At 64.6% G+C, this 13,890-nt stretch carries 10 protein-coding genes; 6 read left to right on the top strand and 4 right to left on the bottom strand.

All coding sequences use genetic code 11. The annotated features are described in order from the left end of the window. Nucleotides 1-79 precede the first annotated feature (79 nt). The gene (locus C3E99_RS12855) at nucleotides 80-1,531 is read right to left on the bottom strand and encodes an alpha-L-fucosidase (RefSeq protein ID WP_076076842.1); all 1,452 of its coding nucleotides are present in this window, start codon (nucleotides 1,529-1,531) and stop codon (nucleotides 80-82) included. Nucleotides 1,532-2,097: 566 nt separating this feature from the next. On the opposite strand from C3E99_RS12855, the gene C3E99_RS12850 reads away from it, so the two are divergent. Continuing rightward, complete coding sequence (locus C3E99_RS12850; RefSeq protein ID WP_158682284.1) at nucleotides 2,098-4,539, top strand: TonB-dependent receptor; 2,442 nt, start codon at nucleotides 2,098-2,100, stop codon at nucleotides 4,537-4,539. 9 nt (nucleotides 4,540-4,548) lie between these two features. Then, nucleotides 4,549-5,988, top strand: a complete 1,440-nt coding sequence (locus C3E99_RS12845) for an MFS transporter (RefSeq protein WP_076076839.1) — start codon at nucleotides 4,549-4,551, stop codon at nucleotides 5,986-5,988. Nucleotides 5,989-6,017: 29 nt separating this feature from the next. Here C3E99_RS12845 and C3E99_RS12840 read toward each other — a convergent pair whose 3' ends face one another. Continuing rightward, entirely contained in the window at nucleotides 6,018-6,659 is a 642-nt protein-coding gene (locus C3E99_RS12840; RefSeq protein ID WP_067106346.1) for a TetR/AcrR family transcriptional regulator, read from the bottom strand. 105 nt (nucleotides 6,660-6,764) lie between these two features. On the opposite strand from C3E99_RS12840, the gene C3E99_RS12835 reads away from it, so the two are divergent. Beyond that, on the top strand, nucleotides 6,765-7,718 hold the full coding sequence (locus tag C3E99_RS12835) for a Coq4 family protein (RefSeq protein ID WP_076076837.1): 954 nt from the start codon (nucleotides 6,765-6,767) through the stop codon (nucleotides 7,716-7,718). A 15-nt stretch (nucleotides 7,719-7,733) separates the two neighbouring features. Here C3E99_RS12835 and C3E99_RS12830 read toward each other — a convergent pair whose 3' ends face one another. Beyond that, nucleotides 7,734-9,116, bottom strand: a complete 1,383-nt coding sequence (locus tag C3E99_RS12830) for an oxygenase MpaB family protein (protein ID WP_076076836.1) — start codon at nucleotides 9,114-9,116, stop codon at nucleotides 7,734-7,736. A gap of 45 nt (nucleotides 9,117-9,161) precedes the next feature. Here C3E99_RS12830 and C3E99_RS12825 point away from each other — a divergent pair, with 45 nt between their 5' ends. Together C3E99_RS12825 and C3E99_RS19790 are read left to right on the top strand one after the other, a co-directional pair. Next, nucleotides 9,162-9,860: a CerR family C-terminal domain-containing protein gene (locus C3E99_RS12825; RefSeq protein WP_067185952.1), complete on the top strand. Its 699-nt coding sequence runs from the start codon at nucleotides 9,162-9,164 to the stop codon at nucleotides 9,858-9,860. 334 nt (nucleotides 9,861-10,194) lie between these two features. Continuing rightward, complete coding sequence (locus C3E99_RS19790; RefSeq protein WP_158682282.1) at nucleotides 10,195-10,371, top strand: hypothetical protein; 177 nt, start codon at nucleotides 10,195-10,197, stop codon at nucleotides 10,369-10,371. Between the two features lie 48 nt (nucleotides 10,372-10,419). On the opposite strand, the gene C3E99_RS12820 is transcribed toward C3E99_RS19790, so the two are convergent. Continuing rightward, a complete protein-coding gene (locus C3E99_RS12820; protein WP_076076834.1) occupies nucleotides 10,420-11,091 on the bottom strand; it encodes an FABP family protein in 672 nt (223 codons plus the stop codon). 469 nt (nucleotides 11,092-11,560) lie between these two features. Between C3E99_RS12820 and C3E99_RS12815 the strand changes: the two genes are divergently transcribed. Beyond that, the gene (locus C3E99_RS12815) at nucleotides 11,561-13,846 is read left to right on the top strand and encodes a TonB-dependent receptor (RefSeq protein ID WP_234002472.1); all 2,286 of its coding nucleotides are present in this window, start codon (nucleotides 11,561-11,563) and stop codon (nucleotides 13,844-13,846) included. Nucleotides 13,847-13,890 lie beyond the last annotated feature (44 nt).

Below are 13,890 nucleotides of genomic sequence, written 5' to 3'. Positions count from 1 at the left end.
ACCCTTTGTGAAACCGTTTGGAGAAGCCGTCCGTCCGGCGCCCACCGCTGACCGTGACGACCTCGGTCGTCTTGCTACCCTAAACCGCGACGGAAACAGCCGTGCCGACAGTGTCGACGCAGGAAGAAGCGAAGGTCAGCTGCAGATCGGGGCCGCGCGCCTCGATCTCGACCGGGCTGCCATCGCCGAGACGGACGCCCTTGCCAGAGAGGGCCAGATTCTTGATCACCAGCCGCGTGTCGGCCACCGGCCCCTTGACGATCAGGTTCACGCGCCCCGGTGCGGCGGTGAAACGCACGGCAAGCCCGCATTCGGTCTCGCCATCCGATTGCGTCCATGGCCGCGTGCCGTAGATGGCGTCGCCATTTGCGCGGAGCCATGCGCCGAAGCGTTTCAGGCGACGAAGCTGTTCGTCGGGTATGCCCGCGTCAGTTGCGCGCGGCCCGATGTTCAGCAGCAGATTTCCGTTGCGCGACACGGCATCGATGAAATCGTGGAGCAGCGTATCGGCGCTGGCGTAGTCGCTTTCGTCGTCGTTGCGATTGAAGCCGAAGCTGTGACTCATCCCTCGTGTCGCTTCCCATTTCTTCTCCTGGATTTCGGCGAAGGCCGCATATTCGGGCGTCCGAAAATCGCTGTGCGGAATTTCCGGCGGAATGATCCCCTGCGATGCGTCGGGACCCTGCCTGGCGATCGCCGCCTTGATCTTCCGGTCGACATAGCGCCGCACCAGCGGAATTTTCAGCAGGTCGCGCTGCAGGCCGGCCGCCACCCAGCGGTCGTTGACCACGCCGTCGGGCACCGCACGATAATAGTCGGCGAACAGCCGGTACAGCGGCCCGGGCCGCGTGGGCCAGCTGATGTCGTTCCACAGCACCGACGGTTCATAGCGGTCGATCAGTTCGCGCACCTGCGCCATCGCATAGGCCGGATAGTCGCCACCGGGCGTCGAAGCGATGAAGTCGCCGAGCGTTCGCAGCGGGCGCCGGTTGAAGGTCCAGTCGATCCCGCCCGAATAATAGACCCCGAAGCGGAGCCCGGCAGCGCGCACCGCTGCGGCGAGCTCGCCGACGATGTCGCGTCCGGTCGTCCATCCCGCCTGATGCGGGTTCGCGATCTGGCTGGGCCACAGGCAAAGCCCGTCGTGATGCTTGGTGACGAGCACGACATAACGCGCGCCGGCGTCGCGAAACGCCTCCGCCCAGGCGGCGGGGTCCCAATGGTCGAGTCCCGCCTCGAACGGCTGCTTGAAATCCTCATAGGCCGCATCGCCATAATGCGCCCGGTGGAATTCGGCAGAAGGCGTTCCCGGAACCTTGATCGCGTTCCAATACCATTCGGTATAGGGCACCATCGCGACCGCCCGGTCATAGTCCTTGGCGAAGGCTTCGCCGATCGAACCAAGGCGCGGGGCAAAGCCGGGGATGGCGAACGCGCCCCAATGGATGAAAATCCCAAACTTCGCGTCCTGATACCAGTCGGGGAGGGCGCGCGCGTTCAGTTCGGCAAGCGTCTGGGCGGTGGAGGCCATCAGCCTTGTTCCTCGCCAATGCCCGTCGAGACCGTCCGCCGATCCATGGCGCGCGAAACTCCGTTCATTTCTCGTCTCCCTTATACCTCGCCCGCTTCGTGGCGATGGTCGTGTCGGCCGTGGTAAGCCAATCATGATGATTCTATCATCATAGAAAAATATATTACACCATTTCAATAGGTGCGAACATCGAAATCGCCGTGGCGATATCGTCTATCTTTTCCAATGAGATAAGAAGCTCCGGCCGTCGCCGGGCAATCCCCCGCAAATACGCCGGGAATGGCTTTCCCGCCGATAAAATCGCGATGTTAAATATACTATTATAGACTAATATATGAAACACCTATAACGATGGCGACGGGGGATGCCGCAATGGCATTTCGCCGTACATAGCGTGGGCCCGGTGAAGCGGGCCCATCGCGCCAATAATCGACCAGCAGGATCGCTGGCGGCGGGAGAGGCGTGGTATGCGAAATATATCTTGGATGTTTGCGGGCGTCGCATTCATGGCGATGCCGGCTGCGGCTCAGACGCAGGGTACGACGACGGCCGGGAGCCGGCCTTCCGTGGCGGAAGACGGCCCGGGCCTGACCGAAATCGTCGTCACGGCCGAAAAGCGGACGGCCAATCTGCAGGAAGTGCCGCTGGCCATATCGGCCTATACGTCCGATGCGCGCCAGCTCGCCGGTATCGACACGCTGCAGGATTTCGCCAACTTCACGCCGGGGTTGAGCTATTCGGCGGGCAATGATCGCGTGTTCATCCGCGGCATCGGGCGCCAGACCAACACCAACGGCAGCGATCCCGGCGTTTCGACCTATACCGACGGCATCTATGATGCCTCGACCACTTCGATCGCGGCGTCCGATTTCTTCATCGATCGCATCGAAGTGCTGCGCGGCCCGCAGGGCACGCTTTATGGCCGCAACTCGATCGGCGGCGCGATCAACGCGATCTCCAAAAGGCCGACCGAGGACTTCAGCGCCGACCTGCGCGGCACCGTCGGCAATTATGGGCTCTATACGATCGAGGCATCGGCATCGGGCGCACTGACCAGGGGGCTGCGCACGCGGCTGGCGGGCGGATATCACAAGCAGGGACGCGGCTATTTCAAGAATGAGGCCGGCGGGATCAGCGAAGGCGGCCGCGGCGAGCGCCGCTATGTCGAATTGCAGCTGGAGGCCGACCTCGGACCCGACGTGACGGCATGGGCCAAGATATTCTCGGGCCGAAGCGACCTGAATCCGCACCCGCTCAACCGCATCGGCGCCTATGACTTCGCCCCCTATCCGACCGGTGCGATCACGCCGGGCGCGGCGTTCGGCTACCTGATTCCGGGCGTCGTCGCTCTCGATCCCGATCCGGTGCCGCCCGGCGCGACCGACATCCGGCGCTTCAGCGCCGATACGACGCAGACCGAGCGCCTGCGCGGCAATTTCGGCGCGACGGGCGATATCAAATGGTCGCTGCCGACCTTCGACGTCCGCCTGCTCGGCGGCTATCAGAAATATCGTATCGACAACACATACGAACTCGATGGGACGAGCGTGATTTCCTACGCTTTTCCGCTTGCCCCGGGCGGCGGCATTTGCGCCTTCATTCCCGGCTGCACACCGCTCACCGCCTTTCCGTCGACGCAGCTCAATCTGCACAACGACAAGAGCTTCGGCAGCGGCGAACTCAACCTGACGTCGAACACCGACGGACCGCTGCAATGGGTCGCCGGCGTCTATTATTATCAGGAGACGCTGACGCAGGAATCGCATTTCAACGCGCCCAACCAGTTGCAACTGCGCGCGCCGGCCAACGGCCCCGCCAATCCGCTCGGCGATTTCGTCTATGCCGCCTCGACGCTGACCACCAAATCGTCGGCGGTCTTTGGTCAGGTCGACTATCGCTTCACCGACGCGCTGCGCATCACGGCCGGGTTGCGCTATACGCATGACAGGAAGAGCGGCGACGAATCCTTCCGCATTCTCTGCTTCGGCTGCGGCGGCTTCTCGCCCGACCTTTATGGTTCGGCGACTCCGGCGCTCGACATCACCGCGTCGCAAATCTCCACGCTCCCCGCACCGGGGGTCGCGTCGGCCGTGACCATCGATCCCGCAACGGGCATTGCGCAGCGCGGGCTGGCGAACAGCTGGGACGCGCTGACCGGGACCGTTGCGATCGAATGGCAACCCGGCGACGACCAGCTTGCCTTCCTCCGCTACAGCCGCGGCTACAAGTCTGGCGGATTCAACGCCGGCGGCATTTCGGTGCTGCCGCAGACCGGAGCGGAGCATGTCGACGCTTTCGAAGCCGGCTACAAGCATGCAATCGGCCGGCGGCTGCGCGTCAATCTGGCCGGCTTCTATTATGATTATCAGGGGCTTCAGGTGCCGTTGACGGTGTCGCAGCCGGGCGGCGCGCAGCTCACCCAGTTCTTCAACCTCAAAAGCTCGCAAAGCTATGGTGCCGAGCTCGAACTTGCCTGGCAGCCCGCCGATCCGCTGCAACTGTCGTTCAACTATGGCTACGGCCATTCGCGGATCGGCGACGGATGCTGCTTCGTCGATGGGCAGGACCCGCTGGCGGTACAGCCCGGCGCGCAGCCGTCGGGACCGTCAGTCAATGGCCAGCAGCCACAAAGCGTCGCGGGCGCGCGGCTGTCCGACACGCCGCGCCACAAGCTGGCGCTCAACGCGATGTACAGCATCGACTTCGACCCTGGCACCCTTTCGCTGTCGGGAAACTATGTGCTGCGCAGTTCGGCCTACAGCAACATCTTCAATCGCCCCTACAACCGGATGCCTTCGTGGGATCAGGTCGATCTGCGCGCGATCTGGACCGCTGCGGGCGATCGCTATCGCGTCGTTGCATTCGTCAAGAATCTGTTCGACAGCAAGGGATATGACAGCGCGCAGGGCAATTTGCTCGCGTCGTCGCCGACGTTGGAGGTTGCGCAATCCTATTCGCTGACCCCGCCGCGAACCTATGGCCTCCAGTTCGAAGTCCGGTTCCGATAGGCCGATCGCGTGAGCAGGACCGACGCACGTCCGGCCGATGCCCTGCCGTTCAGGACCCGGCTTCTCTATGGTTCGGGTACCATCGCCTTCGGCATCAAGGACCATGGCTTCAACGCGCTCCTGATGCTGTTCTACAACCAGGTCGTCGGACTTCCGGCGGCCTGGGTGGGAACGGCGATCATGATCGCGATGATCGCCGACGCGCTGTTCGATCCGTTGCTCGGCCAATATTCGGACAATGTCCGGACACGCTGGGGACGCCGGCACCCCTTCATGTATGCCGCCGCTTTTCCCATCGCGCTCTTCTATCTGCTGCTGTGGACGCCGCCCGGGATGGCGCATGGCGCGCAGTTCGCCTGGCTCGTCACCACGGCCATCCTCGTGCGCTTTTCGATCAGCCTTTATGAGATCCCCTCGACCGCGCTGCTTGCCGAATTTACCAGCGATTATGACGAGCGCACCAAGCTGGTTGCTGCGCGCTATTTCTTCGGCGTGTGCGGCGGCATTGGGATGACGGTCGTGACCTTCGGCTATTTCCTGCGGCCGACGCCGACGCAGCCGGTCGGCCATCTCAACGCGGGCGGCTATGTCACCTATGCTTGGGCGGCGGCGGCGATCATGCTGCTGTCGGTCCTTGTCTCCTCGCTGGGGACGCAGAGGGAGGTGCTGAAACGCCCGCCGCCGCCACCGGTCGTCAAGGTTCCGGTCGGACGGATGCTGCGCGAGATGCTCGGCGTACTGGTTCACCCCGCCTATGTCTCCATCCTGCTCGCCAGCCTGTTCTTCGCCGTGGCGTCAGGACTCAACCTGTCGCTGGGCGTCTATTTCTCGACCTATTTCTGGGAACTCAGCGCCAGTCAGATCGCCACCGTCGCATCGACCGCGGTTGCGGGTATTCTGCTCGCCTTCGTCGTCGTGCTGCCGCTGTCGGCGCGTTTCGGCAAGAAGCCGGCGGCAATGCTCATGTTCGGCCTGTCGCTGATATCGAGTGTCGTCCCGCTGATCCTGCGTCTTGTCGGCCTGTTTCCGGCCAACGGCGATCCGCTGCTGCTGTGGCTGCTGATGGGGCAATTCGCCTTCAGCATGATGACGACGGTCGCGGGCGGCATCCTGGCGGTGTCAATGGTCGCCGACGTGACCGACCAGATCCGGCTCGAGACCGGCCGCCGCTCCGAAGGCCTGCTGTTTTCGGCCGCGACGATGGTCAACAAGGCGGTTTCGGGCATGGGGATCATGCTCGCGGGGCTGCTGCTGTCCTTCGTCGGTTTTCCCGACAATGCCCAGCCGGGACAGGTCGGTTCCGACGCGCTGCACGGGCTGGCGACCATCTATATCGTGGCGCTGTCGGTCGCGACCGCCATCGCAATCCTCTGCCTCGCGCAATACCCGATCAGCCGGTCGCGCCATCTGGAAAATATCCGGCAACTGGGCGAAGCTGCCGCGGAGTGATCGCGGGTCTCGTTGCGGTCGAACCTTTGCTAGATGCCGTCGCGCCGGGTCAGTGGCAGGCCGCGGGCGAGCACCGCCTCGGCCGCGTCGAGCAGGCGTTCGTTCTCGGCCACCAGATCGCCCGCGCGGCCGCTTTCGATCCAGGCATCGAATGCCATCCGCCCGCCCGCGACAAGCATCGCGGCGGCCATTTGCGCGCGGCGGTCGACCGTCGGATCGATGCCGAGCTCGTCGGCGATATAGTCGGTCATCAGATCGATCTGGAGCCGCTGATGCCCATACCACACCGGCAGCAGTTCGGGTTCGCCCGCGAGCGCGCGGCCGAGGTTGATCTGGCCGTCGCCATCGCGCTCATAGGCGTGCGCGAGCCGGACCACCTGGTTGCGCCAGAAGGTGAGCACCGGCACCCCCTGTGCGCGGTGCGTCGCGACCACCGCTTCGAACCGGGTGCCCGCGGTGACCGCAATCGCCGCGGCCAGATCGCGCTTCGAGGCGAAATGGGTGAACAGCGTGGTGATGTGGATATCGGCGGCCTCGGCGATCGCCGCCATCGTCGCATCGGCATAGCCGAGCGTAACGAACAGGCGACGCGCGGCTTCCTCGATACGTTGGCGCGTCCGCGCCTTCGCCGCGGCGCGCCTCGGGAAACTGACTTTGGTAGGTTCGTCCATGGGCCGCTTATAATCAATGCCGCACGAAGTGCCAGCTATATAAGTTGATCATTCTACTCTTATAGTGTAATCGATCGATCGATGAAATTCGGGAGATGAGTGGCGATGATCGAACCGTCGATGCGCAAGGAATTCGAAACCTGGGTCGAGACGGCCCGTCCGCCGCTGGCGGAGCAGCCGGCGCTGGGCCTCGCTGCCCTGATGACGACCGCCGCCTTCGTCGATCCCGTCGCGCAGGTGCCGATCTTCGACGCCATCGCAGCCGCCACGGCGGCGAGTAACAACGGTGCCGCGCGCGCGACGCAGATCGCGGCGGCGCTGCCGTGGGTGACCGAGGGCAAACCGCGCATCGCGCTGCCGCGCGCGCTGTGGGACGATTACTGGGCGATCGTGGCCGAGCCGCCCTCGCCGGCCGCGGGTGAACTCGATCTGACGCTCGCCGTCGTCGCGCTCGGCAGCCGCTACGACCAGCGGATGATCGACGCCTGCGAGGCGGCGCTGCTCGAATTCGACAGCGTGCACGAACTGATCGCCCAGCCCGAGGTGCGGTTGACCACCGCCGACCTGGAAAGCCACGCAGCCGACAGCCTTGCGCATGATCTGCTATCGATGCTGACCGCGAACGGGTACGATATCGAGGTGATCGACGCCGACACCGTCGTCCTGCCGGGCGACTATCCGGCGCAGAACCGGACCAACCGGCGCATCCTCCAGCTCCACGACATCTGGCATCTGGTCGCCGGATACGGCTTCACCCCGGCGGGCGAGGTCGCGATATCCGGCTTTCAGATGGCGCAGTTCGGCCAGAATTATTCGACGCGCTTCCTGGCGACGGTGGCGACCAAGGCCGCGGTCCACGCACCCGCGATGATGGACATGTTGCTGACCGTGATGTTCGACGGCTGGCGCCACGGACGCGCGACGAAGGAGCTGATCGCGGTTCCGTGGCACCAGCGCATCGCCGACCCGATCGAGCGCGTTCGCGCCGAGCTCGGCATTCGTCCGCTCGACAGTGCGGCGGTGCGGATGATGGAGGCCCTCACGCCGGCGGCCGCCTAGCGCGGCCGCGCCGACCTATTCGGCGGGCACCGGCGGCGCTGACGGGCGGTATTGCGCGGCGTCGGTGGTGAATTCGGCATGGCCATAGCTCGCGAGTTGCGCCTTGAGCTTGGCGATCAGCCGCCGGTCGGCGACCGCACGCAATCCTGGAATATGGGCCGCCAGCGCATAAAGCCGAATCCGGGCATAGATGAACAGCCCGGCGATCGCCGCCAGCGCGACGTCGCCGGCGGTGAGATGGACGCCGATCGCCGCGGCCTTCGCCTTGTCGCCGCCCATGAAGCTCTTGACGAAGAAGAGCTTGGCAAAGGCGCGCTCGAAGATTTCGTGCAGGCGGGCGCGCAGCGAATCGTCGGAGCGCAGGTCCGCCGCCATCGTCGCGCGCAGCAGTTCGCCGCAGGTGCTGTCGTCATAGCCGCTGCGGAGCGTGCCGCTCCGCGCGTTCATCAGATCGACGATTCCCTGCGGCGTGTCGGCGAGCAGTTCCTCGGGCAGGCCGAGCAGGAAACAGCGATAGCGGGCCAGTTCGACCGTCGCGCGCTCGGCGGGGGTGAATTCGTGACGCCCCTCCTCGATCATCCTGTACGACAGCAGGAAGACCGAGATCAGCCCGGCCGGCATCTGGTCGACCTGCGGGATCGGAATGCCATAGACGTCCATGTCCCAGTCGTCCGGGCGCCGCAGCACGTTCGCACGCACCATCGAATGCATCAGCCGCACCATCGCCGCGGCCTTGAAGCCGGGACCATGACGTTCGAGCGCGCCGGGCAGCAGCGAGGTGGTAAAGAATGTCGCGGTATCCTTGACGCGGCGCGCCGCGGTCTGGCTCGACAGCGTGCCGGTGATCGCCATCGGCAGCGCGGCATATTTGTTCATGAAGGTCGCGATGAAGGCCCCGCGAATGATGAACGGGCCGAAATTGGCGGCCGAATTGCGGTCGATCCGCGCGCCTTCCTCGACCAGCTTCATGTCGAGCCAGTCGGGAATCCGCTCCATGTCGCGGATGAAGGCGACCAGTTCGGGCGGTGCCCCCGGGACGTTCTCGACGCCTTCATCGCAGGCGCGCGTCAGCATGTCGACCAGCGCGCGGAATCCATATTCGCGCATCAGCGCGGCATAGGCATCGGCGGTCGCATCGCCGGTCATCGTATAGGCACGGATGAATTCGACCCGGTCGGGATCGGCGAGCAAGGCATCGCGGTCGCGGTCATATTTGCCCGACAGCGCGGTCGGATCGCCCGGCGCCGCGGCGAAGCGTTCGGGAATGGCCCGGAAATCGACCTTGCCGTACATCGCGGGCACCCGATCCCGCTGCGATTCCACCTTCGCCCACAGAGTGTCGAGCGTCGCGCGCGTGATCAATATCCATCTCCCTCTCGACGAGATGGCATCGGCCATATATATCAATTGATATAAATTCAAGCAAAAGGGATTGAACCGCCGATGCCGCGCTCCGCAACCCCGGCCACCCCGCTCCGCACCGCCTCCGACGGTTATCGCAAGGGCGAGGAGACGCGCGCCCGCATCCTCGCCGTCGCGCTCGCCGCGTTCGGCAACAGCGGCTTCGCCAGCGTCACGACCCGGCAAATCGCCAGGGAGGCGGGCGTGAACCTGCCCGCGCTCACCTATTATTTCGGCAACAAGCGCGGCCTCTATCTCGCCTGCGCGCACGCGATCGTCGCGCGCTATCGCGAAGGCATGGGCGCCGTGGCGCTGACATCCTATGCCGCACTGCAGGAACCGCTGGCGCCCGACGCAGCGCGCGCGCTGCTCAAGCGGCTGTTTGCGGCGCTGGCGCGCTTCCTGCTCGCAACCCCGGGGGCGCAGAATCCGTCGCTGTTCGTCCAGCGCGAAATCGCAAGCCCCGGTCCGGCCTTCGAGATTCTCTATGCCGAATTGTGGCGCCCGGGCATCGAACTTGCGACCGATCTGATCGTGCAGACGACGGGCGGGCAGCTGACGGAGACCGAGGCACAGGTGCGCGCGGTGCTGATGATTTCGAGCCTGACGGGCTTCCTCTCAGGCCTGCCGGTCATCGCACGCACGGCAGGAAAGGCTGACTATGTTGCGCTCGTCATCGCGGCGCTTGCAAGACAGATCGACTCCCTTGGACGCGATGATCAACATTGTGCGGACATCTGACGGCGTCGACCCACTTGCACCGACGAAGACCAGCCACGGACTTGAACACATATTCCCCAAAGCAACCGTTTCAGATGACCTGTAACGCCAACGCAAACAGCCGGGATGAAGCGCGAAGCGGACATTGTCGTTCGCTTCCGAGTTCAGAATTTTCAATAACTTACGTACGGGTCATGAACGTCCTTGCCCCGGCCGCCGCTACTCGGGGCTTTCCGGAGTCGTTTTCGCTGCCGATCACTTCGTCTACCGCCCACCGATCCGACGGGGCCGCGGTTTCGCGCCGTGATCCGGCCCGCGCTTTCCTTGCGCTTAAGGCAAGGAGAGGAGAGAGGTCATGGGCGGGCGACGCGCTCATCGGGATGTCTACCAGTGGCGGCCCCGGATCGTGATGATTCCGCGGTTCGGCATGATGGTCACGCGCGACGGCGCGCGGTCCGGCCTGATCCTGCCGGGGCGCTATCTGGTGCGCAAGTCGCGAACGATGGGGCAGATGATGTATCGGCGGACCTAGGGTCCTGACCCAAGCGGCGATCCTTCGGAGGACCGCCGCCACCGTGCGTCAGTCCGCCCGTTGCGGCGTGGCGGCCGCCTTTCGGTCCCTGACGGTCCTGGCCCAGGGGTTGAGGTCGGGTTCGGCGATCTTGGTCAGCCTGTTCCGGTCGCGGTGCTGGAACGCGACGTCGCGTCCGCGCACCATCAGGCTCGTGTCGGATATGTAGCTCCACGATCCGTCGCGGTGGAAGCTCACCTCGATGCGATAGCTGTCGGTCCGGAACGCGAGTTCGAGGAAGGTGGTCGAACAGATGCCATAGTCGGTCCGCCCGCGCTCCGCGGTCAGGATCAGCTTCGTCGCCTGCGGCGTGGCGTGTCCCGCCGCGATCGCCACCTGCCCGCGCGGGATCGCCACGGTCTGCAGGATGAGGCCGGTCGCCGGCTCCCACAGCCAATAGCCGACCTGATCGTGGAAGGCGATGTCCTCGTCGGGCGTGTTGATGTGCACATGATAGCGCAAGCCGTAGAAGAGCTGCGGCCCGTTGGTCTGCGGGTCGATCGGATGCATCTCGATACGCTCGTAATAGGATTTCCGCTCGGGTCCCTCGGCCTTGGGGTTGAGGTCGACCCCGCGATGCCCTTCCCAAATGCCCGCCAGCCGGCGCAGCGGCCCCAGATGCGCCAGCGTGTCGGCGTCGATCGGATCGGGCTCGGTGAAAATATCGTCCGGAATGTCCACGCCCCTGTTTCTCCCCTGACTGCGCAACCGCTCGACCCCGCTCGGCGCGATTCGACCGTCCGGCGATAGCCTAGCAAGGCGCGGCGCCCTTGTCGCCGCCGCGGACTCGCAACTCGGGTCCGCTTTCGAGTCGTCCTCACGACGGCCGAGAGGAGCGATTTCGCCCCGGTTTGGCACGGATATCGGCCGTCTGCCCATACTGGCGACGGAGCGGGGCGCTCCGTCAGGGCGGAATCATGATGATCTATCGGGAAATTTTCCAACAGGCCCGAAGAATTGACGAATTTCACGTAAAACGGAGAATTAAATCCGGATTTCGGATGAAAATACCACGCACCTTCGGAAACCCCGATGATAGCATCCGATAACTGAAGAATTCACGGTCGGAATTCGCAAAAAGGGGATTAGCAACATGGGAGACAGTGAGATTTTCGTTGGTCGCGTTGCCCGTTTCACACGGGCCGTACTGATGGTTTCGGCGATGGGCGTCGCCGGAATCGCTCCGGCGATGGCACAGGATACGGCCGCACAGGATACGCAGAACGACAGCGCGCAGAGCGCGGCGACGGGCGGTGAAATCATTGTGACCGCGCTGAAGCGCGGCACGCGCCTTCAGGACACGCCGCTCGCCATCTCGGCGGTGACGGGCGATTCGCTGGAGCGCGCGGGCACCACCAGCTTCACCGAACTGACGTCGGACACGCCCAGCCTGCGCATCGTCGACAACGGCCCGGGCAACCGGCGCGTCATCCTGCGCGGCGTCGTTGGCGCGGGCGAACCGACGGTGGGCATCTATTACGACGAATCGCCGGTATCGGGATCGGTCGGCACGTCGAGCGACGCCGCGGGCAGCACCCCCGACTTCCGCGTCTTCGACGTCGAACGCGCCGAGGTGCTGCGCGGCCCGCAGGGCACGCTCTACGGCTCGGGTTCGATGGGCGGCACCGTCCGCATCATCTATGAAAAGCCGAAGACCGACACGCTCGAAGGCGCGGGGTCGGTGAATCTGTCGGCGGTGAAGGGCGGCAGCCCGGGCGCCTCGGTCGACGGCATGATCAACCTGCCGATCGCGACCGACAAGCTCGCGCTGCGCGTCGTCGGCAGCTATCAGCAGTTCGCCGGCTACATCGACAATAATTTTTACGGCACCAGGAACATCAACGACGGCTATGCCCTCGGCGGCCGCGCGTTGCTGCGTTTCACGCCGACCGACGAGCTGACGATCGACCTCGGCGCCTATTATTCGAAGGTGTCGACCGATGCGTCGCGCTGGTTCTACGAAACCGGCCAGCGGCACGTCACCAGCGCGCGGTCCGAATCGGGCAACTACGACACGAACCGTATCTACAGCGGCACGCTGCGTTACGACTTCGGGCCGGTGGCGCTGACCGCGGTGTCGACCTATTTCGACCGCGACAAGATCACCGTCGGCGACGTCAGCGACAATTTCAACGGCCGCGCCACGGCGGCCGGCTGCGCGCAATATCTGCTCGGCAACACCGCGCTGACCTGCTCGGCGACCGAACTCGCTTCCTATCTCGATCTCACCAACACGATCCTCTATTCGAGCCTGTATCAGCCGCAGAGCGTGCGCAACTGGTCGAACGAGATCCGCGTGAGCTCGACCGACGGCGGCCCGTTCAACTGGACCGTCGGCGGCTATATGGAGGATCGCAAGACGACGGTGCGCTCGACGCTGCTCGCCGCCGATCCGCGCAACGGCCAGCTGCTGCCCTTCGTGGCCGCGAACATCTATTACGACCGCACGATCAGCGACCATCTGAAGCAGAAGGCGCTGTTCGCCGAACTGTCCTATGAATTCTTCGAGAAACTGACCGCGACCGTCGGTTCGCGCTGGTACGAATATGACAAGACGGTCGGCGGCGTCGTCGATCAGGGGCAGATTCACTACGCCTCGAAGCCCAGCCCCTATCGAGAGGCGCGGTCGAAGGAGAACGGCTTCGTCTTCAAGTTCAACCTCGCCTATGAGTTCAGCCGTAACCTGATGATCTATGCCCAAGCGGCCGAAGGCTTCCGTCCGGGCGGCGTCAACCAGGCGAACGGTCTGCCGGTCGCACTCGCCGGCTATACCGCCGACAGCCTGTGGAACTACGAACTCGGCCTGAAGAGCCAGCCGATCAGCGGCGTCTACTTCAACCTGACGGGCTATCAGATCGACTGGACGAACATGCAGGTGTCGGCGCGCACCGCCGGCGCGGGCTCGGTGTTCGGCTTGATCTCGAACGTCGGCGCGGCGCGCATCAAGGGGCTCGAGGCGGAACTCAACGCGTCGCCGGTCGGCGGTCTCTCGCTGATCGCCAACGTCGGCTATACCGACGCCAAGCTGTCGGAGGATCAGGTCAGCACCATCGTCATCGCGGCAGGCCGCAAGGGCGACAGGCTGCCCTTCGTTCCCAAGTGGAACGTCAGCGCCTCGGCCGAATATCTGTGGTCGCTCAGCAGCACCCTCGAAGGGCTGGTCCGGTTCGACGGCACCTATGCCGGCTCGTCCTACTCGACGCTGGCAAAGACCGACGCCTATCGCCGCAAGGTCGACGACTACACCCTGTTCAATGCGCGGTTCGGTATCCAGGCGCCCGACGGCGACTGGAGCGCGCACCTCTATGTGAACAACATCTTCAATGCCGAGGCGATCACGACCAAGTCGAGCAGCGGGAACACCGGCGGGCTGACGGTCACCCATGGCGCGCCGCCGCGCACCATCGGCCTCAATCTGACGAAGCGGTTCCGCTGACGGGACGGCGGGCGCGCCGGGGAGCTCCTGCCGGTGCGCCCGCC

Source organism: Sphingopyxis sp. MG, assembly GCF_002953155.1.
In the GTDB taxonomy this organism is placed as follows: Bacteria; Pseudomonadota; Alphaproteobacteria; order Sphingomonadales; family Sphingomonadaceae; genus Sphingopyxis; species Sphingopyxis granuli.
Note: the sequence above shows the minus strand (reverse complement) of the source record. Positions and strands in the feature narration are given on the sequence as shown.

Excerpts from the sequence above, each read along its gene's own strand:
- C3E99_RS12855 (WP_076076842.1), bottom strand. The coding sequence starts at position 1,531 with ATGGCCTCCACCGCCCAGACGCTTGCCGAACTGAACGCGCGCGCCCTC.
- C3E99_RS12840 (WP_067106346.1), bottom strand. The coding sequence starts at position 6,659 with ATGGACGAACCTACCAAAGTCAGTTTCCCGAGGCGCGCCGCGGCGAAG.
- C3E99_RS12835 (WP_076076837.1), top strand. The coding sequence starts at position 6,765 with ATGATCGAACCGTCGATGCGCAAGGAATTCGAAACCTGGGTCGAGACG.
- C3E99_RS12830 (WP_076076836.1), bottom strand. The coding sequence starts at position 9,116 with ATGGCCGATGCCATCTCGTCGAGAGGGAGATGGATATTGATCACGCGC.
- C3E99_RS12825 (WP_067185952.1), top strand. The coding sequence starts at position 9,162 with ATGCCGCGCTCCGCAACCCCGGCCACCCCGCTCCGCACCGCCTCCGAC.
- C3E99_RS19790 (WP_158682282.1), top strand. The coding sequence starts at position 10,195 with ATGGGCGGGCGACGCGCTCATCGGGATGTCTACCAGTGGCGGCCCCGG.
- C3E99_RS12815 (WP_234002472.1), top strand. The coding sequence starts at position 11,561 with ATGGTTTCGGCGATGGGCGTCGCCGGAATCGCTCCGGCGATGGCACAG.